The organism is Ornithinibacter aureus (assembly GCF_009858245.1).
GTDB lineage: Bacteria > Actinomycetota > Actinomycetes > Actinomycetales > Dermatophilaceae > Fodinibacter > Fodinibacter aureus.
This window is the reverse complement of sequence record NZ_VMSB01000001.1, coordinates 458,636-476,845: the sequence shown is the minus strand read 5'-3', so window position 1 is coordinate 476,845 and position 18,210 is coordinate 458,636. Positions and strand designations below refer to the sequence as shown.

Sequence of the window (18,210 nt, the reverse complement as noted above, 5' to 3'; positions counted from 1 at the left end):
TGTTAGGTAATTACCGGAGATCCGTCCAAGGAAGGGTGGCCTAACCTTCGTCGGGGCCCTCGACGGCGGATGCCTGGGCACCGTCGACCTCGTCGTCCTCCTCGAGCGGGAGGAAGACGGACGGCATCCTCGTGCGCGGTGGTGCGATCGATTCCGGCCCGAGGAGCCGCTCGCGCAGGGGTGCGCTCAGCACGCCCAGCGGGGCGGTCAGCACGTAGCCGTACGCGACGACCACCGCGGTGAGGCCGGGTGCCAGGACCAGCCCGACGATGATCGCGAGCACGGTGGCTGCCGTGGTGAGGCGGGCGCCCCGGGTCTGCGGCGCGAGCAGGTTGCGGAAGGACCGGAAGCGCACCGTCATGACCATCAGCAGGGCCGGGACGACGCTCACGACGAGCGGGAACCACGCGCGCCACGGGCCCGAACCGGGTCCCCACTCCGGCGAGTCGAGCGCAAAGATCGTCGCCATCACGACGGCGGCGGCGCCCGGAGACGGCAGCCCCACGAAGTAGCGCTTGTCGGCGGCCGGGTCGATGGTGACGTTGAAGCGGGCGAGGCGGAACGCGGCGCAGGCCAACCACAGGAACGCGACGAGCCACGCGAGGATCGGCCACTCGTCCAGCGCCCAGGTGTGGACGAGGATCGCAGGGGCGAGCCCGAAGGAGATGAGGTCGGCCAGCGAGTCGAGCTGGAGGCCGAACGGGGACGTCGCCCCGATCAACCGGGCGACATAGCCGTCGGCGATGTCCAGGACGATGGAGACCGCGATGAGGGCGGCTGCGATGGTGAAGTGCCCGCGAAAGGCGAGTAGCACCGACGACAGTCCGCTCACCATGTTCAGCGTGGTGAACATCGACGGCGCCATCAGCCGAGCCCGCTCGCGCTTGGGCAGCTGACGAAGGGACACCACCTGTGCGCCGCTCGGCGACACGAGGCGCCAGCGGCCGAGGATGCGGCGCCGGCCCCCTGCGGGCGTGCTCACGAGGTCACCGACGGTGCTGTCGCCAGCCACCGGGCGATGACGGTCTCCCCCGCGACCACCCGGTCACCGGCCGTGACGAGCAGGGCACACTCCCGCGGCACGAACACGTCCATCCGCGAACCGAACTTCATCAGGCCGATCCGTTGACCCGTGGCGATCTCGTCGCCCACGGACACCCGGGTGACGACGCGACGTGCCATGAGGCCCACGATCTGGCGGAAGTGCACCCGTCGGACCTGCCCGTCGACCACGCGTTCCACCGTGATGTCGCTGCGCTCGTTGAGGTGGGCGCTCTCGTGCTTGTAGGCGGCCAGCCACTTGCCCAGGCGGAAGTCGACCGCGGTGACGCGCCCGCCGTAGGGCGCCCGGTTGACGTGCACGTCGAAGGCGGACAGGAAGATGCTGATCTGCTGCCACTCCCCCTCGGGTGCCACGAGGTCCTGACCTGGGCCGACGTACATGACCTTGCCGTCAGCGGGCGACAGGACGTCGTCGACGGGCGCCGGGCGGTGGTCCGGGGTTCGGTCGGGGTCACGGAAGAACGCCGCGATCGCCGCTGGCAGCACCGCAAGACCCGCCGCCAGCCCTCGCCGGCCCACGAGCAGCGCGACGACGGATGGGAGTGCGGCGATGGCTGTGGCGGGGGCGGCCTCCCGGTCGATGCGCGTCATGCGCCCCACCCTAGGATGTCTCGACATGGCCACCGCAGTCTCCGTCCGCGATCTGCGCAAGTCCTTCGGTGGGGTGCGGGCCGTCGACGGCGCCACGTGGGGTGCGCGGGCGGGTCAGATCACCGCGGTCCTGGGACCCAACGGTGCCGGCAAGACGACGACGATCGAGTGTCTCGAAGGGCTGCAACGCCCGGATGCCGGCACGGTGGAGGTCCTCGGTGTCGACCCGTGGGGGGCTGGCCCCCAGCACCGCGCCCGGGTCGGGGTCATGCTCCAGGAGGGCGGCCTGCCGACGACGAGCCGCGCCGTTCCACTGCTGCGCCACCTCGCGGCGCTGTACGCAGCACCGGTCGAACCCGACGAGCTGGTCACGCGGCTCGGCATCGACGCCTTCGCCCGCACCACGGTGCGGCGGATGTCCGGGGGCCAACGGCAGCGGGTGGCCCTGGCGGCCGCGCTGCTCCCCCGACCCGACGTGCTCTTCCTCGACGAACCCACCGCAGGCCTGGACCCGCATGCCCGGCTCGACGTCTGGGACCTCGTGCGCAGCGAGACCGCACGCGGCGCCTGCGTCGTCGTCACCACGCACTCCTTCGAGGAGGCCGAGCGGCTCGCCGACCACGTCGTCATCCTGGCGGCGGGCACGGTGGTCGCCGACGGCCCGCTGGACCAGGTGCGCGCCGGCCGCACCCTCGAGGACGTCTACTTCGAGCTCACCGCGCAGGCGACACGATGAGCGTCGACCCGATGAGCACCGCATCGACACCGGGAGCCGCACCCGCCCGAGCCCGGGTCCTGTCCCGGGCGGCGTTCGAGACCCGCATGCTGCTCGCCAACGGGGAACAGCTGCTCGTGTCGTTGATCCTGCCCTCTCTCGCCCTCGCCGGCCTGACCCTGTCCTCGGTTCCCGACCTCGGGCCGGGGGCCCGGGCCGAGCTGGCCCTCGCCGGGGCCCTGGCCCTGTGCGTGGTCTCGACCGCCTTCACCGGTCAGGCGATCGCTACCGGGTTCGACCGGCGCGCCGGGGTGCTGCGGCTGCTCGGCACCACTCCCCTGGGCCGGGGCGGGCTCCTGGCCGCGAAGGCGCTGGCCGTGCTGTCGGTGCTGGGCGTCCAGGTCGTCGTGATCGGCGCACTCGGGCTGGCTCTCGGGGCCCGCACGCCCGTGGCCGGGCTGGTGCCCGCCGCACTGACCCTGCTGCTGGGCAGTGCCTGCTTCGTCGCGCTCGCGCTGCTGCTCGCCGGCACGCTGCGCGCCGAGGCCGTCCTCGCCCTCGCCAACCTCGTGTGGGTGCTGCTGCTGGGGCTGGGACTGATCGCCCCCACCGACGCGCTTCCCGGCATCCTCGCTCCGGTGGCCGCGGCCCTGCCGTCAGGGGCCCTCGGCGACGCGATGCGCCTGGCACTCGTCGACGGCGGGTGGCCGCTGGCCCAGTGGGCCGTGCTCGCGGTGTGGGGCGTGGTGGCTGCGCTGCTCGCGAGCCGGACCTTCCGGTGGTCGGACTGAACCACCCGCCGCGTCGAAGGCTGTGACCCGCGCCGTAGCCTTGACCCCGTGACCAGCACGAGCACGAGTCCGATCACCGGCGGCCCCCGAACGGATCAGGCCCTGCGGCCCGGTTCCCGGTGGCTCTCGCCGATCCTGCTGGCCAACCTCGTCGCCGAGGTCGCGATCGTCATCACGGGCGGGCTGGTCCGGGTGACCGGCAGCGGCCTGGGGTGCCCGACGTGGCCGGAGTGCGTCGACGGCTCGATCACTCCGACGATCGACCAGGCCGAGGGCATCCACAAGTGGATCGAGTTCGGCAACCGCACCCTCACCGGGGTGCTCGGGCTGCTGGCCCTCGCGACCATCGTCGCCGTCTGGCGCTGGGCACCACGACGAGCCATGAAGGTGGCCGCCGTGACCGTCTTCGTCGGCGTGCTCGTCCAGGCCGTGCTCGGCGGGATCACGGTTCTGCTCGGGCTGCACCCGGCGACGGTCGCCGCGCACTTCCTCGTCTCGATGGGTCTGGTCGCAGCGGCGTCCTACCTGTGGATCGCGCGGCACGAGACCGGCGCGGCCCCCCTACCACTCGTCCCGCCGATCGTGACCCGCCTGGCGTGGGCCACCACCGCGGTCGGCGGGGTCGTGCTGTTCCTCGGCACCCTCGTCACCGGGTCGGGGCCACACTCGGGCGACGCGGACGAACCCGCCCGCTTGGGGTTCGACCCGCGCACGATCTCGTGGCTGCACGCCGACCTCGTCATGCTCTTCGTCGGCCTCGTCGTCGCCACCTGGCTCACCGCCCGCCTCACGAGCAAGGATGCCGACCGCGCACCCGGGCGGGCCTGGTTCGCCGTCCTCGCCGTGAGCCTGGCCCAGGGGGTCGTCGGGTACGTGCAGTACTTCACCAACCTGCCCGAAGCGCTCGTCATCGCGCACATGCTGGGAGCGACGCTGCTCGTCGTCGCGCTGACCAACGGCATCCTCGCGCTGCGTCGGCGCTGACGTCGACCACACGAGGAACGTGCGGCCGCCCACGGCACCGATGTGGTGCGCGCGCTCGTGACGAATGTCGGACGTTTGGCCCTGGCCAATCGACCGGTCGAGACACGCCCGACGGAGTCGACGATCCCGGGCATGTCTCGACCCCTCGACCCGCCAGGCCCGACCCAGGTGACGCATCACGCGCGACCTATCGTGCCCCCTGCATCACCTCACGCGGACAGTGGTCCTTTCCGTGGAGGTGGACCGCGACGGCCTCCGGCACCTGACTCGTTCCTGGCGACACAACCGCATGTTTTCGTTGACGATAATCGCATGCGTGAGGACGAGGTCACCGACGAGCAGATCGAGAAGTGGGTCGACGAGGCCGAGGCTGGCTACGACGTCGAGGCACTCAAGCGCCGCGGCCGAGGTCGGCCAGGCAGGGGCGCCGAGCCCATGCAGGTCGTCGCCGTCCGCCTCACTGCCGACGAGATCGCGGCCCTGGACGCAGTCGCCGAACGTGAGCACCTCACCCGATCCGAAGCCATCCGCCGTGCGTTGGCCCACTACGCCGCGTGAACGTCCACCCCAGCGCCCTCAAGCATGGCATGGGCGCCGAGGACGCCCACGCAGCCCACTGGGCGCAATGGGTGGAGCCGCTCGAAGACGACGACTGGCCACACCGCGAACTGCGGCTCGGCTTCGACACCCATGCGCGTCTCATCGAGACGATCGTGCTCGTGTTCGAAAACGGCAACGAGCTCGTGATCCACGCCATGCCAGCACGCGAGCACTACCTCGACCTTCTGCCCTGAGCGGAGCAGAACACACGCAGCTGCCGTGAGCAGTGTGAGCGTCCATACCGATCGGCGGTCGAGTACGCACCGCACCTGAGAGACTCGAATTCGTGCGTGATGCCCCACCAACACCGAGTGAGTCGGCCTTCTTCCAGGTCTTGAGTGCATCCGTCCCGCAGCCGGCCGGAGGCTTGGTTGCCGAGATGTCGTCGGCTGCAGGGGCTGCGCAGATGGCTGCCGCGTGGTTCCACAAGGTCACCGACGGACGAGCATCTTCATAAAGTCCGCTCATGCCGCACGTGGTGCGCTTCCTGTGCACGGGTGATGTCGGACGGATGCTGCTGATGGCAACTCGCATCCTTGGGTTCGGTAGTCGCCACGACGCGTCGCACCGCTCCCGGCATCCGAAATGCCGCTGTCCGCCGGGGTCGGCTCAGGACAGCGGGAAGTACAGCAGCGGGTCGACCGCGACCGCGAGGAAGACCAGGGTCACGTACGTGATCGAGTAGTGGAACAGCCGCATCGGCTTCAGGGCGGCACCGGTGGCGCCGCCCCGGGCAGCGCGCAGCAGGCGGTGTGCCTCGGCGATGAACAGTGCGCCGGAGAGCACGGCCGTCACCACGTAGATCCAGCCCATGGGGGCGACCGGGACGAGGACGAGCGACGTCGCCACCATCACCCACGAGTAGGCGACGATCTGGCGGCCTACGGCCACCGGTCCGCGCTCCACGGGCAGCATCGGCACCCCGGCCGTGGAGTAGTCGTCGCGAAACGCCATCGACAGCGGCCAGTAGTGCGGCGGGGTCCAGAAGAAGATCACGAGGAAGAGCACCACTGCGGGCCAGCCGACCGTGCCGGTGACGGCAGACCACCCGATGAGGGTCGGCATGCAGCCGGCGATGCCGCCCCACACGATGTTCTGCGACGTGCGGCGCTTGAGCAGGATCGTGTAGCCGACCGCGTAGAGCGCGATGGCCGCCAGGGACAACAGCGCCGACAGGACGTTGACGACGAGCGCGAACCAGAGCGTGGAGATGACCGTCAGCGCGGCACCGAACAGCACCGCGTTGCGCGTCGTGATCGCGCCGGTGACCATCGGCCGGTTGCTCGTGCGGTGCATCAGCGCGTCGATGTCGCGGTCGTACACCGAGTTGAAGGTGTTCGCCGCCCCGGCGCTGAGCGTGCCACCGATGAGGGTCGCGACCACGAGCCACACCGAGGGGACGCCTCGTTCGGCCAGGAACATCACCGGCACGGTGGTGACGAGCAGGAGCTCGATGATGCGCGGCTTGGTCAGCGCGACGTAGTTGGCCACCGTGGAGCGTCGCGCGAGCGGCGGCACCGACGGGGAGTCGGTCGTCGTCGGAATGGTCGCCACGTCGTCCTTCGAGCAGGTGCGGGAGGGTGTCCGGCGATTCTAGCCGTCCGCCCGTCAGCACGGAGAACCGCGGGCGGGCCCAGACACTAGGCTGGCCGACGACTCGACCTGCCGTGTGCACCGTCTTCGCGAAAGAGGCTCCTGTGACCAGCAAGCCCGCCAGCCGCACCTCGACCCTGACCGCCGCCCGCAGCAGCGACCTCGCTGCCCCCGTGGCGAAGAAGGCGGGGTGGACCGACCTCGACGTCCGGGCCGTCGACACCGCCAGGCTGCTTGCCGCCGATGCCGTGCAGAACGCCGGCAACGGACACCCGGGCACCGCGATGAGCCTGGCCCCGGTGGCCTACCTGCTGTACCAGAACGTCATGACCCACGACCCGTCCGATCCTGCGTGGCTGGGCCGTGACCGCTTCGTGCTCTCCTGTGGACACTCCTCGCTCACCCAGTACGTCCAGCTCTTCCTCAGCGGCTACGGCCTGGAGCTCAAGGACCTCAAGGCGCTGCGCACGTGGGGGTCGCTGACCCCCGGCCACCCCGAGGTGCACCACACCAAGGGTGTCGAGATCACCACCGGCCCCCTCGGCTCCGGGCTGGCCTCGGCGGTCGGCATGGCCATGGCGCAGCGCCGCCAGCGCGGACTCCTCGACCCCGAGGCCAAGGCCGGCGAGAGCGTCTTCGACCACCACGTGTGGGTGCTCGCCTCCGACGGTGACCTCATGGAGGGCGTGGCCGCCGAGGCCTCGTCGCTCGCGGGCCACCAGCAGCTGGGCAACCTCACCGTCGTGTACGACGCGAACCAGATCTCCATCGAGGACGACACCGACATCTCGTTCAGCGAGGACGTCGCGATGCGGTACGAGTCCTACGGCTGGGAGGTCATCGACGTCGACTGGCGCCGCAGCGCCGATCCCGCCGGCACCGCCGACTACACCGAGGACGTCGACGCACTGCTCGCCGCACTGACCAAGAGCCGTCGCTCGCGCACCAAGCCGACGCTGGTGCGGCTGCACACGGTCATCGCCTGGCCGGCACCCACCGTCCGCGGCACCGGCAAGTCCCACGGCTCGGCCCTCGGCGACGCCGAGATCGCCGCGACCAAGGAGCTCCTCGGGTTCGACCCGGCGAAGAGCTTCGAGGTCGACAAAGCGGTGCTCGCCCACGCACGGGAGGTCAAGAAGCGGGGCAAGGCCGTCCACAAGGAGTGGAACGCTCGGTTCGCCGCGTGGCGCAAGGCCCAGCCCGAGCGCGCCGCCCTGCTGACCCGGCTCGTCGACGGCGCCCTGCCCGCAGGCTTCGAGAAGTCGCTGCCCGTCTTCGACGCCGACCCGAAGGGGTTGGCGACGCGAGCGGCATCCGGCAAGGTCCTGGGCGCCCTGGCGGCAACCCTGCCCGAGCTGTGGGGCGGGTCGGCCGACCTCGCCGAGTCCAACAACACGACGATGGCGGGTGAGCCCTCCTTCATCCCGGCCTCGCGCCAGACGCCGGCCTGGAAGGGCGGACCCTACGGCCGCACCCTGCACTTCGGCATCCGCGAGAACGCCATGGGGATGATCCTCAACGGCATCGCCCTCGAGGGGCTGACCCGGCCGTACGGCGGCACCTTCCTCGTGTTCTCCGACTACATGCGCCCCGCCGTGCGCCTCGCGGCAATCCAGCAGCTGCCGGTGACGTTCGTGTGGACCCACGACTCGATCGGGCTCGGCGAGGACGGCCCCACCCACCAGCCGATCGAGCACCTCGCCTCGCTGCGGGCCATGCCCGGGCTCGCCGTGGTCCGCCCCGCGGACGCCAACGAGACCGCCCAGGCGTGGGCCGAGATCCTGCGGCGCGGCGCCCCCGCCGGTCTGGCCCTGTCGCGCCAGAACCTGCCGGTCATCGACCGCACCGAGCACGCGAAGGCCACCGGGGTCGCCAAGGGCGCGTACGTCCTCGTCGACGCGTCCTCCGGCTCCCCCGACGTCATCCTCGTCGCCACGGGGTCCGAGGTGTCGCTGGCCCTCGCGGCGCGACTGCAGCTGGATAAGGCCGGGGTCGCGGCCCGGGTCGTCTCGATGCCCTGCCGTGAGTGGTTCGAGGAGCAGGGCGCTGCGTACCGCAACAAGGTGCTGCCCCCGTCGGTCCGGGCGCGCGTGAGCATCGAGGCCGGGGTGGCCCAGGGCTGGCGCGACGTCGTCGGCGACTCCGGTCGGTCCGTCAGCATCGAGCACTTCGGTGCCTCGGCGGATGCCGCGACCCTCTTCCGCGAGTTCGGCTTCACCCCCGAGGCCGTGGTCAAGGCGGCAAAGGACTCCCTCGCGGCAGCGCGCAAGGCGGGGCAGGTTCCCGGCCTGACCGAGACCGCACCCCGGGCTCGCAAGGACACCGGCACCGACGTGGGAACCCCCAAGGCGGCAAGCCGCAAGAGCGCGGCCGGGAAGTGAGGTCGGCATGACGAGCACCGCCGTCACCGACCTCGCCGCCCACGGTGTCTCCGTCTGGCTGGACGACCTCTCCCGTGAACGCCTGACCACGGGCAACCTCGCCAACCTCATCGAGCACCACGGGGTCGTCGGGGTGACGACCAACCCCTCGATCTTCCAGGCAGCCCTGTCCGCGGGGCACGCCTACGACGACCAGGTCCAGGAGCTGGCCCGGGCGGGCGCGAGCCCGGACCAGGCCGTCATGGCGCTCACGACCCAGGACGTGCGCGACGCCTGCGACCTGTTCGCCCCGATCTACCGGTCCTCCGGCGGTGTCGACGGCCGGGTCTCGATCGAGGTCGACCCGCGCCTGGCGCACGACACGGCCGCCACGGTGGCACAGGCGCTCGACCTCGCCGCTGCGGTGGACCGCCCCAACGTCCTCATCAAGATCCCGGCGACGACCGAGGGCCTGCCGGCCATCAGCCAGGTCCTCGCCGCCGGGGTCAGCGTCAACGTCACGTTGATCTTCGCCCTGGACCGTTACCGGGGTGTCATGAACGCCTTCCTCACCGGCCTGGAGCAGGCTCGTGAGCACGGAATCGACCTGTCGACGATCCACTCCGTCGCGTCGTTCTTCGTCTCGCGCGTCGACACCGAGATCGACGCCCGGCTCGACGCGCTCGGCAGCGACGAGGCAGCCGCGCTGCGCGGCAAGGCTGCCGTGGCGAACGCACGGCTTGCCTACCAGGCGTACGAAGAAGTCTTCTCGACGCCTCGCTGGGGTTCACTCGAGGATGCCGGTGGGCACCGTCAGCGACCGCTGTGGGCCTCCACGGGCGTCAAGGACCCCACGTACCCGGACACGCTGTACGTCACCGAGCTCGTCGCCGCGGGCACCGTGAACACGATGCCCGAGAAGACGTTGCAGGCCGTGGCCGACCACGGCGAGGTCACCGGCGACACGGTGACCCACCACTACGCCGAAGCGGCCGAGGTGCTCGACAGCCTCGAACGACTCGGCATCTCCTACACCGAGGTCACCACCCGGCTCGAGCGCGACGGTGTCGCGAAGTTCGAGGCCGCGTGGGACGAATTGCTCGCGGGCGTCACCCGTGAGCTGGAAAGGGCACAGTCATGAGCACCCTCGAGGTCACCGCGACCGGCGCAGCCGCTGACGCCGTCACGACGCACGTCCCCACGCTGGTCCAGGACCGGGTCGCAAGCAGGATCTTCGCCAAGGACCACACCCTGTGGGGGCCGGCCGCCGAGGAGGAGTCGGCCAAGCGCCTGAACTGGACGGGTCTTCCCCGCACCTCCCGCCACCTCATCGGTGAGGTCGCCGCCCTGCGCGAGGAGCTGTCCCAAGCCGGTTACGACCGCGTGGTCCTCTGCGGGATGGGCGGGTCGTCCCTGGCCCCTGAGGTCATCTGCGCCACCGCCGGGGTGCCCATCGACGTCCTGGACTCCTCCGACCCGGATGTCGTGCGGGCGGCACTCACCGACCTGGACCGCACCGTCGTCGTCGTGTCGAGCAAGTCTGGGTCGACCGTCGAGACCGACAGCCAGCGGCGTGCCTTCGAGCAGGCCTTCCGCGACGCCGGACTGGACCCGAGCGCACGCATGGTCATCGTCACCGACCCGGGCAGCCCGCTCGACAACGACGCCCGCGCCGCCGGCTTCCGGGTGGTCAACGCCGACCCCCAGGTCGGTGGACGCTACTCGGCCCTGACCGCGTTCGGGCTGGTCCCGAGCGCCCTGGCAGGGGCCGACGTCGAGACCCTGCTCGACGACGCCGAGGCCGTCTCCGACCTGCTCGCCGCCGATGACGACGCCAACCCTGCGCTGCGCCTGGCTGCGGCGATGGCCGGCACCCAGCCGCTGCGCGACAAGCTCGTCCTCGTCGACGACGGCACCGAGAACGTCGGTTTCGGCGCGTGGGCCGAGCAGCTCATCGCCGAGTCCACCGGCAAGGACGGCACCGGCATCCTGCCGGTCGTCGCCATCGGTTCCGCACCGGCATCGCTCTACGACGACGGCACGGTGGTCCGCCTCGTCGCCACCGACTCCGAGTCCGACTCCGTCGGCGAGCAGGACACCTCGGATGCCGGTGGGTCGGCGTCGTCGGCCGCCTCACTCGTCACCGTGGCCGGCCCTCTCGGCGCCCAGATCATGCTCTGGGAGACGGCCACGGCCGTGGCCGGGCGCCTGCTCGGAATCAGCCCCTTCGACCAGCCGGACGTCGAGAGCGCCAAGGCGGCCGCCCGCGAGCTGCTCGACGCCGGCATCGGCGCCGGGGTCGAGCCGGCCTTCACCGACGGGTCGGTCGAGGTCACCGCGCTCGGTGGCGACTGGCTCGGGGATGCCACGACGGTCGACGCCGCCGTCGACACCCTGCTCGGCCTGCTCGACGACCAGCAGGGCTACATCGCCGTCATGGCCTACCTCGACCGACTCGGCGACGCCGACCTCGAACTGGTCGCCCGTGACCTGTTCGACCGCACCGGGCGCCCGGCGACCTTCGGCTGGGGGCCGCGGTTTCTGCACTCCACCGGGCAGTACCACAAGGGTGGTCCCGCGACCGGGGTCTACCTCCAGGTGACGACCGCTCCGACGCAGGACCTCGAGGTGCCCGGGCGCGAGTTCACCTTCGGTGAGTTCATCGCCGCTCAGGCCGGCGGCGACGCCGCCGTGCTCGCGGAGCACGGACGGCCGGTCCTGCGGCTGCACCTCACCGCACACGACGAGGGCCTCGAGCAGGTCCGGGCAGCGCTGAGCCGGGGCCGCGCATGAGCCCCGCCGGGGTGACGGCTTCCCAGAACCCGCTGCGCGATCCCCGTGACAAGCGGCTCCCGCGAATCGCCGGGCCCTGTTCGATGGTGCTCTTCGGCGTGACGGGTGACCTCGCCCGCAAGAAGCTCATGCCGGCGATCTACGACCTGGCCAACCGCGGGCTGCTGCCACCCGGGTTCTCCCTCGTCGGGTTCGCCCGGCGCGACTGGGCCGACCAGGACTTCGGCAAGATCGTCTACGAGGCGGTCCGGGAACGGGCCCGCACCCCGTTTCGCGAAGAGGTCTGGCGCACCCTCGCCGAAGGGCTGCGCTTCGTCCCCGGCACGTTCGACGACGACGCCGCCTTCGACCTGCTCGCGCAGACCGTCGCCGACCTCGACGAGCGTCGCGGGACCAGCGGCAACCACGCCTTCTACCTGTCGATCCCGCCGTCGTTCTTCTCCACGGTCTGCCAGCAGCTCGAGCGGTCGGGGCTCGCCTCGTCCAACCGGGACGCCTGGCGGCGGGTGGTCATCGAGAAGCCGTTCGGTCACGACCTCACGTCGGCACGCAAACTGAACACCATCGTCGAGAAGGTCTTCCCCGCCGACTCGGTGTTCCGCATCGACCACTACCTGGGCAAGGAGACGGTCCAGAACCTGCTGGCCCTGCGCTTCGCCAACCAGATGTTCGAACCCGTCTGGAACGCCAACTACGTCGACCACGTGCAGATCACCATGGCCGAGGACATCGGCATCGGCGGGCGCGCCGGCTACTACGACGGCATCGGCGCCGCTCGTGACGTCATCCAGAACCACCTGCTCCAGCTGCTCGCGCTGACCGCGATGGAGGAGCCGGCATCCTTCGACGCCCACGGTCTGCGGCTCGAGAAGGAGAAGGTCCTCTCCGCCGTGAGGATCCCCGCCGACCTGTCCACGGGCACCGCCCGGGGGCAGTACTCCGCGGGGTGGCAGGGTGGCGAGGAGGTGGTCGGCTACCTCGAGGAGTCCGGGGTCGCCAAGGGCTCGGGCACCGAGACCTACGCCGCCATCCGACTCGACGTCGCCACCCGCCGCTGGGCCGGTGTCCCGTTCTACCTGCGCACGGGCAAGCGGCTGGGCAAGCGGGTCACCGAGATCGCGGTGGTCTTCAAGAAGGCACCCCACCTGCCGTTCACCGACACGGCCACCGAGGAGCTCGGGCAGAACGCCATCGTCATCCGGGTCCAACCCGACGAGGGCGTGACCCTGCGCTTCGGCGCCAAGGTGCCCGGCGCCCAGATGGAGGTGCGCGACGTGACGATGGACTTCGGTTACGGCCGGGCCTTCACCGAGTCCTCGCCAGAGGCCTACGAGCGCCTCATCCTCGACGTCCTCCTCGGCGAGCCACCGCTCTTCCCCCGCCACGAGGAGGTCGAACTCTCCTGGCAGATCCTCGACCCCATCGAGAAGTACTGGGCCACGAAGGGGCGCGCGCCCGAGCAGTACCCCGCCGGCACGTGGGGACCCGCCAGCGCCGATGCCATGATGCAGCGCGACGGACGAGAGTGGAGGCTGCCGTGATCACCACCCCCACAAGTTCGCCCACGCAGGGCGTGGGACCCGCGCTCGTACCGCCCACGCGGAGCGTGGGACCCGACTCCGATACTGATTGGGGACCCCGGTGATCGTCGACCTGCCCGACACGACCACCGCCGCCATCTCGGCGCGGCTGGTCCGGCTGCGCGCCGACACGGGGTCGATGGCGCTCTCGCGAGTGCTGACCCTGCTCGTCGTCGTCGACGAGGCCCACGCCGACGCGGCGATCGAGACCGCGAACGACGCCAGCCGCCAACACCCCTGTCGGATCATCGTCGTCATCGCGGGCAGCAAGCGTGGTGCCGCCCGGCTCGATGGACAGATCCGGGTGGGTGGGGATGCCGGCGCCTCCGAGGTCGTGGTCCTGCGCCTCTTCGGCCGGCTGGCCTCGCACGGCCGAGCCGTCGTGACGCCGCTGCTCCTCGCCGACTCCCCCATCGTCGCGTGGTGGCCGGCCAACGGCCCCCACGAGCCGTCCAAGGACCCGATCGGCATGATGGCGCAGCGGCGCGTCACCGACGCCGCCCGATCCAGCACCACGTCCCGAACGGTCCTGCGCCGCCTGTCCGACGGGTACGCGGCCGGTGACAGCGACCTCGCCTGGTCGAGGATCACCTTGTGGCGCGGCCTGCTCACCGCAGCCCTGGACCAGCCACCGTACGAGCCCGTCACGAGCGCGGTCGTCGTCGCTGCGGCGGACTCCCCCTCGGGTGACCTGCTCGCCGGGTGGCTGGCCGCTCGCCTCAAGTGCCCCGTGTCCATCGCCCGGGCGCGTTCCGGGAGCGGCATCGTCTCGGTCCGACTGGAGCGCGACGGCGGGTCGATCGACCTCGTGAGGCCGGTCGACGGCAACACCGCGACCCTGGCCCAGCCGGGCCAGCCGGTGCGAACCCTGGCGCTTGCGCACCGCGGCGACGCGGAGTGCCTCGCCGACGAGCTGCGGCGCCTGGACCCCGACGAGGTCTACCACGACGCCCTCGTCGTGGGACTTCGCCGGTGCACCGTGTCGCGCCAGACCGCCAGCGAGGCCGTGCGGGCGGGGCGGGCTCCCTCGGTCGCGGAGGCCGAGCGCACCGCGAAGCGGCTACGAAGGGCAGCGCGGGCCAGCACCCGCAGTGCCATGGTCGAGGCCGCCCCGATGCCGCCGAAGGTCGATGACCCGGAGGTCGTCAAGCAGGCCGCCAAGGACAAGCTCGCCGAGGTCAAGGAGCGTCGATCATGACCGGTCCCACCACCGTCGTCGTCCACCCCGGTCGACAGGCCCTGGCGGATGCCGCCGCGGCGCGCCTCGTCGTCGCGATCGTCGACGCCCAGTGTGCCCGCGGCGTCGCCCAGATCTCGATGACCGGCGGGTCGATGGGGTCGCAGATCATCTCGTCGTTGTGCGCGGTGCCCGCGCGCGATGCCGTCGACTGGTCTCAGGTTCACGTCTGGTGGGGCGACGAACGGTGGCTGCCTGCCGGTGACCCGGACCGCAACGACACCCAGAACGACCAGGCCGGGCTGGCCACGCTGGGCCTGACACCCGAGCACGTGCACCGAGTTGCCGGCCCGGACACCAGTGAGAGCGCCGAGGCCAGTGCGGCCCTGTACGAGCAGGCGCTGCGCGAGCACGGCGGGGGGATGTTCGACGTCATGGTGCTGGGGGTGGGGCCCGACGGTCACGTGGCCTCGCTGTTCCCCCACCACCCCGCGGCCGCCTCCACCGCCGGCATCGCCATCGCGGTGCACGACTCCCCCAAGCCGCCTCCCACCCGGGTATCGCTGACCCGGGAGTGCCTCGAGCGCTCCCGCGAGGTCTGGTTCCTCGTCAGCGGGGCGGACAAGGCCGACGCGGTGCTCCGAGGCACCACGGGAGCCCCGTTCGAGACCACCCCGGCAGCCCACGTCCACGGCATCGAGCGCACCCTGTGGCTCGTCGACGACGCCGCTGCCGGCGACCTGGAAGGTTGAGGCGATGGGACTGTTCGACCGACTGCGCGGACGCGACGCCGACTCCACCCCCGACCACGCCGCCGCGAGCGCTGACGACGTCACGGCTGACGACTCCGGCGTGGAGGCCCTCGAGGAGATCGGCATCCGACGGCTGACTGCGCAGGACGAGGCAGCGCTGGACCGGGCCCGAGCCGGCTATGCCGCCCACGGCATCGAGCCGGCAGACCTCCAGAGCATCGCCGCGGCCTACGACCGGGCGGTCGAGGCCGGCGACGGCGCCAACGCGTCCGCGGACGTCGTCACGCTCATCAGCACGGCCATCGGTGACCACCTCGTGGCGGCTGCCGGTCACCGCTGGGTGGTCAGCACCGACCCCTTCGGAACCGACCTGGCCGTCGAGCCGCCGCGCCACGGCATCCCCATCGTGACGCGCACCATGGTGGCGGTGCGCTGGATGGGCCGGGAGCAGGGCTGGATCCCCGGCGTCGTCGGGCACCTGGCCCGCGCCGGCCGGGGCTGACAGGTCCTGCTACTGGATCAGGCCGCGGTCACGCAGCGAGCCGAGGGCCTCGTCGAGGATCGCCTCGCCGTCGACGTCGGAGCGTCGTTCCTTCACGTACGCCAGGTGCGTCTTGTAGGGCTCGACCTTCACCGGTGCCGGCGGGTTGTCCTGGTCGCGCCCGGCGGGGAACCCGCAGCGCGGGCAGTCCCACTGCTCGGGGATGACCAGACCGGGCTCCTGCGAGAAGCTCGGCCGGGTCTCGTGCCCGTTGGAGCACCAGAACGAGATGTGCACCCGAGGGGCGACCTCGCCGCGCTCGGCCTCGCCCATGGGGCCCGCACCGACGCGCGAGCCACGGATCGCGTTTCCACCTGCCATGACTGCTCCCTGTCCTAGACGGCGAAGCGTTCGAGGACGCCCAGGCCCACGACGCACGTGAACCACACGAGGGCAACCCCGACGGTGATCCGGTCGAGGTTGCGCTCGGCAACCGACGACCCACCGAGTGAGCTGGACATGCCACCACCGAACATGTCGGACATGCCACCGCCCTTGCCCTTGTGCATCAGGATGAGCAGGGTCAAGAAGAGGCCACCGAGGACCAGGAGTACCTGGAGGCCGATGCGAACCGCATCCACGTGAGAGTCCTTCGTGCGAGGTCGGGGGGACAACCGCTCAAGGATAACCGCTCGAGGCGGCGACCCCGGTCAGGGGGACGTCAGGCCGTGGCGAGGTGGTCGCGGAAGCGGCAGATCGCGGCGAACTCGGCCGGGTCGATCGATGCCCCGCCGACGAGCGCACCGTCGACGTCCTCCTTGGCCATGATGGCGGCCACGTTGCTCGACTTCACCGAACCGCCGTAGAGCACCCGGATGCCGTCCGCGACGTCGCCACTGTAGAGCTCGGCGAGCTTGGTGCGGATCGCGGCGCAGACCTCCTGCGCGTCCTCGGGGGTGGCCACCTCGCCGGTGCCGATCGCCCAGATGGGCTCGTAGGCGATGACGATGCTGCGCGCGTCCTCGACGGACAGGCCGTCCAGCCCGGCCTCGACCTGCGCGAGCACGTGCTCGACGTGGGTGCCGGCCTGACGGATCTCCAGACCCTCACCGCAGCAGAAGATCGGCGTGATGCCGTGCCGGTAGGCGGCCTTGACCTTGGCGTTGACCACGGAGTCGTCCTCGTGGTGGTACTCGCGACGCTCGCTGTGCCCGACCGCGACGTAGGAGCAGCCCAGCTTGGCGAGGAACGCACCGCTGATCTCACCCGTGTAGGCCCCGGCGTCGTGCACCGACAGATCCTGCGCGCCGAACTTCAGCTCGAGCCGGTCACCGTCGACGAGGGTCTGCACGCTGCGCAGGTCGGTGAACGGCGGGAGCACCGCGACCTCGACGGCGCCGAAGTCGTGCTTGCCGTCCTTGAGCGTCCAGTCGAGCTTCTGCACGAGGTGCGTGGCCTGGAGGTGGTCCAGGTTCATCTTCCAGTTGCCCGCGAGCAGGGGGGTGCGGCCGGAGGTCATGCGTCAGTGCTCCTTCGTGAGGATGGCGATACCGGGCAGTTCCTTGCCCTCGAGGTACTCGAGGGAGGCGCCGCCACCGGTGGAGATGTGTCCGAACTGGGAGTCCTCGAAGCCGAGCTGGCGCACCGCCGCTGCGGAGTCGCCCCCGCCGACGACGGTGAGGGCGCCCTTGGCCGTGACGTCGACCATGGCCTGCGCGAGGCGGCGCGTGCCCTCGGCGAACGGGGCCATCTCGAAGGCGCCCATCGGGCCGTTCCAGAAGACCGTGCGCGTGTCGGCGAGCTTGTCGGCATACAGCTGCGCCGAGGCGGGGCCGATGTCCAGACCCATCATGTCGGCGGGGATCGCGTCGGCGGCCACGGTGACGGTCTCGGTGTCTGCCGAGAACTCACGGCCGCAGATGACGTCGACGGGCAGCACGATCTCGACGCCCGTCTCCTGCGCGCGACGCAGGTAGTCACGACACGCGTCGACGCTGTCGGCGTCGAACAGGCTCTTGCCGATCTCGTGGCCCTGGGCCGCGAGGAAGGTGAAGAGCATGCCGCCACCGATGAGGAGGCGGTCCGCGGTGTTCATGAGGTTGTCGATGACGGCCAGCTTGTCGGCGACCTTGGCCCCACCGAGCACGACGGCGTACGGGCGCTCGGGATCGACGGTCAGTCGCTTGAGGACGTCGACCTCGGTGGCGACGAGGCCGCCCATCGCGGACGGCAGCCGCGTGGCGACGTCGTAGACCGAGGCCTGCTTGCGGTGCACGACCCCGAAACCGTCGGAGACGTAGGCGTCGGCCAGGGCGGCGAGGGCGTCGGCGAACTCGGCCCGCTCCTCGTCGACCTTGGCGGTCTCACCTGCGTTGAACCGCAGGTTCTCGAGCAGCGCGACGTCGCCGTCCTCGAGCGAGTCGACGGTCGCGCGGGCGCTCTCGCCCACGGTGTCGGTGGCGAAGGCCACCGGGCGGCCGAGCAGCTCGGAGAGCCGCCCGACGACGGGCGCCAGGGAGTACTTGTCCTCCGGGGCGCCCTTGGGCCGACCGAGGTGGGCGCACACGATGACGCGTGCGCCCGCCTCGGCCAGGGCGGAGATGGTCGGGACCGAGGCCCGGATGCGGCCGTCGTCCGTGATCGTCGTGCCGTCGAGCGGCACGTTGAGGTCGGAGCGGACGAGGACGCGCTTGCCGCGCACGTCGCCCAACGACGAGAGGTCACCCATGAT

19 protein-coding genes are annotated in these 18,210 nt (G+C 71.2%); 12 read left to right on the top strand and 7 right to left on the bottom strand.

Going from position 1 to position 18,210, the window contains the following annotated elements; all coding sequences use genetic code 11:
• Window positions 1-40: 40 nt before the first annotated feature.
• Complete coding sequence (pssA, locus tag C8E84_RS02300) at window positions 41-1,012, bottom strand: CDP-diacylglycerol--serine O-phosphatidyltransferase (protein ID WP_246196729.1); 972 nt, start codon at window positions 1,010-1,012, stop codon at window positions 41-43.
• The gene (locus tag C8E84_RS02295) at window positions 979-1,653 is read right to left on the bottom strand and encodes a phosphatidylserine decarboxylase (protein WP_159899129.1); all 675 of its coding nucleotides are present in this window, start codon (window positions 1,651-1,653) and stop codon (window positions 979-981) included. Before C8E84_RS02295 ends, pssA begins: the two co-directional genes overlap by 34 nt.
• A 25-nt stretch (window positions 1,654-1,678) precedes the next feature.
• Between C8E84_RS02295 and C8E84_RS02290 the strand changes: the two genes are divergently transcribed.
• From C8E84_RS02290 to C8E84_RS02270, 5 genes are all read left to right on the top strand, one after another.
• Window positions 1,679-2,389 carry an ABC transporter ATP-binding protein gene (locus C8E84_RS02290; RefSeq protein WP_159899127.1) on the top strand — a complete coding sequence of 237 codons (711 nt, stop codon included), beginning with the start codon at window positions 1,679-1,681 and terminating at the stop codon, window positions 2,387-2,389.
• Window positions 2,390-2,400: 11 nt separating this feature from the next.
• Entirely contained in the window at window positions 2,401-3,159 is a 759-nt protein-coding gene (locus C8E84_RS02285) for an ABC transporter permease (RefSeq protein ID WP_159899125.1), read from the top strand.
• A gap of 48 nt (window positions 3,160-3,207) precedes the next feature.
• Window positions 3,208-4,143 (top strand): COX15/CtaA family protein, encoded by a 936-nt coding sequence (locus C8E84_RS02280; protein ID WP_246196728.1) that lies wholly within the window; start codon window positions 3,208-3,210, stop codon window positions 4,141-4,143.
• Between the two features lie 312 nt (window positions 4,144-4,455).
• Window positions 4,456-4,701 carry a ribbon-helix-helix protein, CopG family gene (locus tag C8E84_RS02275; protein ID WP_159899123.1) on the top strand — a complete coding sequence of 82 codons (246 nt, stop codon included), beginning with the start codon at window positions 4,456-4,458 and terminating at the stop codon, window positions 4,699-4,701.
• Window positions 4,698-4,937 (top strand): toxin, encoded by a 240-nt coding sequence (locus C8E84_RS02270; protein ID WP_159899121.1) that lies wholly within the window; start codon window positions 4,698-4,700, stop codon window positions 4,935-4,937. The genes C8E84_RS02275 and C8E84_RS02270 overlap by 4 nt, the downstream gene beginning before the upstream one ends.
• A 415-nt stretch (window positions 4,938-5,352) precedes the next feature.
• Here the strand turns inward: C8E84_RS02270 and C8E84_RS02265 are convergent, their stop codons facing one another.
• A complete protein-coding gene (locus C8E84_RS02265) occupies window positions 5,353-6,288 on the bottom strand; it encodes a heme o synthase (protein WP_246197032.1) in 936 nt (311 codons plus the stop codon).
• A gap of 152 nt (window positions 6,289-6,440) precedes the next feature.
• Here C8E84_RS02265 and tkt point away from each other — a divergent pair, with 152 nt between their 5' ends.
• From tkt to C8E84_RS02230, 7 genes are all read left to right on the top strand, one after another.
• Entirely contained in the window at window positions 6,441-8,717 is a 2,277-nt protein-coding gene (gene tkt, locus C8E84_RS02260; RefSeq protein ID WP_159899119.1) for a transketolase, read from the top strand.
• A gap of 7 nt (window positions 8,718-8,724) precedes the next feature.
• Window positions 8,725-9,837, top strand: a complete 1,113-nt coding sequence (tal, locus tag C8E84_RS02255; RefSeq protein WP_159899117.1) for a transaldolase — start codon at window positions 8,725-8,727, stop codon at window positions 9,835-9,837.
• Window positions 9,834-11,489 (top strand): glucose-6-phosphate isomerase, encoded by a 1,656-nt coding sequence (locus tag C8E84_RS02250; RefSeq protein ID WP_159899115.1) that lies wholly within the window; start codon window positions 9,834-9,836, stop codon window positions 11,487-11,489. Before tal ends, C8E84_RS02250 begins: the two co-directional genes overlap by 4 nt.
• Window positions 11,486-13,030, top strand: a complete 1,545-nt coding sequence (gene zwf / locus C8E84_RS02245) for a glucose-6-phosphate dehydrogenase (RefSeq protein ID WP_159899113.1) — start codon at window positions 11,486-11,488, stop codon at window positions 13,028-13,030. The genes C8E84_RS02250 and zwf overlap by 4 nt, the downstream gene beginning before the upstream one ends.
• A 100-nt stretch (window positions 13,031-13,130) precedes the next feature.
• The gene (locus tag C8E84_RS02240; RefSeq protein ID WP_159899111.1) at window positions 13,131-14,267 is read left to right on the top strand and encodes a glucose-6-phosphate dehydrogenase assembly protein OpcA; all 1,137 of its coding nucleotides are present in this window, start codon (window positions 13,131-13,133) and stop codon (window positions 14,265-14,267) included.
• Entirely contained in the window at window positions 14,264-14,998 is a 735-nt protein-coding gene (pgl, locus tag C8E84_RS02235) for a 6-phosphogluconolactonase (RefSeq protein ID WP_159899109.1), read from the top strand. The genes C8E84_RS02240 and pgl overlap by 4 nt, the downstream gene beginning before the upstream one ends.
• A 4-nt stretch (window positions 14,999-15,002) precedes the next feature.
• A complete protein-coding gene (locus C8E84_RS02230; protein ID WP_159899107.1) occupies window positions 15,003-15,500 on the top strand; it encodes a DUF3806 domain-containing protein in 498 nt (165 codons plus the stop codon).
• A 9-nt stretch (window positions 15,501-15,509) separates the two neighbouring features.
• On the opposite strand, the gene C8E84_RS02225 is transcribed toward C8E84_RS02230, so the two are convergent.
• From C8E84_RS02225 to C8E84_RS02210, 4 genes are all read right to left on the bottom strand, one after another.
• Window positions 15,510-15,860: an RNA polymerase-binding protein RbpA gene (locus tag C8E84_RS02225; RefSeq protein WP_159899105.1), complete on the bottom strand. Its 351-nt coding sequence runs from the start codon at window positions 15,858-15,860 to the stop codon at window positions 15,510-15,512.
• 14 nt (window positions 15,861-15,874) lie between these two features.
• The gene (secG, locus tag C8E84_RS02220; protein WP_159899103.1) at window positions 15,875-16,120 is read right to left on the bottom strand and encodes a preprotein translocase subunit SecG; all 246 of its coding nucleotides are present in this window, start codon (window positions 16,118-16,120) and stop codon (window positions 15,875-15,877) included.
• 80 nt (window positions 16,121-16,200) lie between these two features.
• Complete coding sequence (gene tpiA / locus C8E84_RS02215) at window positions 16,201-16,998, bottom strand: triose-phosphate isomerase (RefSeq protein WP_159899101.1); 798 nt, start codon at window positions 16,996-16,998, stop codon at window positions 16,201-16,203.
• 3 nt (window positions 16,999-17,001) lie between these two features.
• On the bottom strand, window positions 17,002-18,207 hold the full coding sequence (locus C8E84_RS02210) for a phosphoglycerate kinase (protein ID WP_159899099.1): 1,206 nt from the start codon (window positions 18,205-18,207) through the stop codon (window positions 17,002-17,004).
• Window positions 18,208-18,210: the final 3 nt, after the last annotated feature.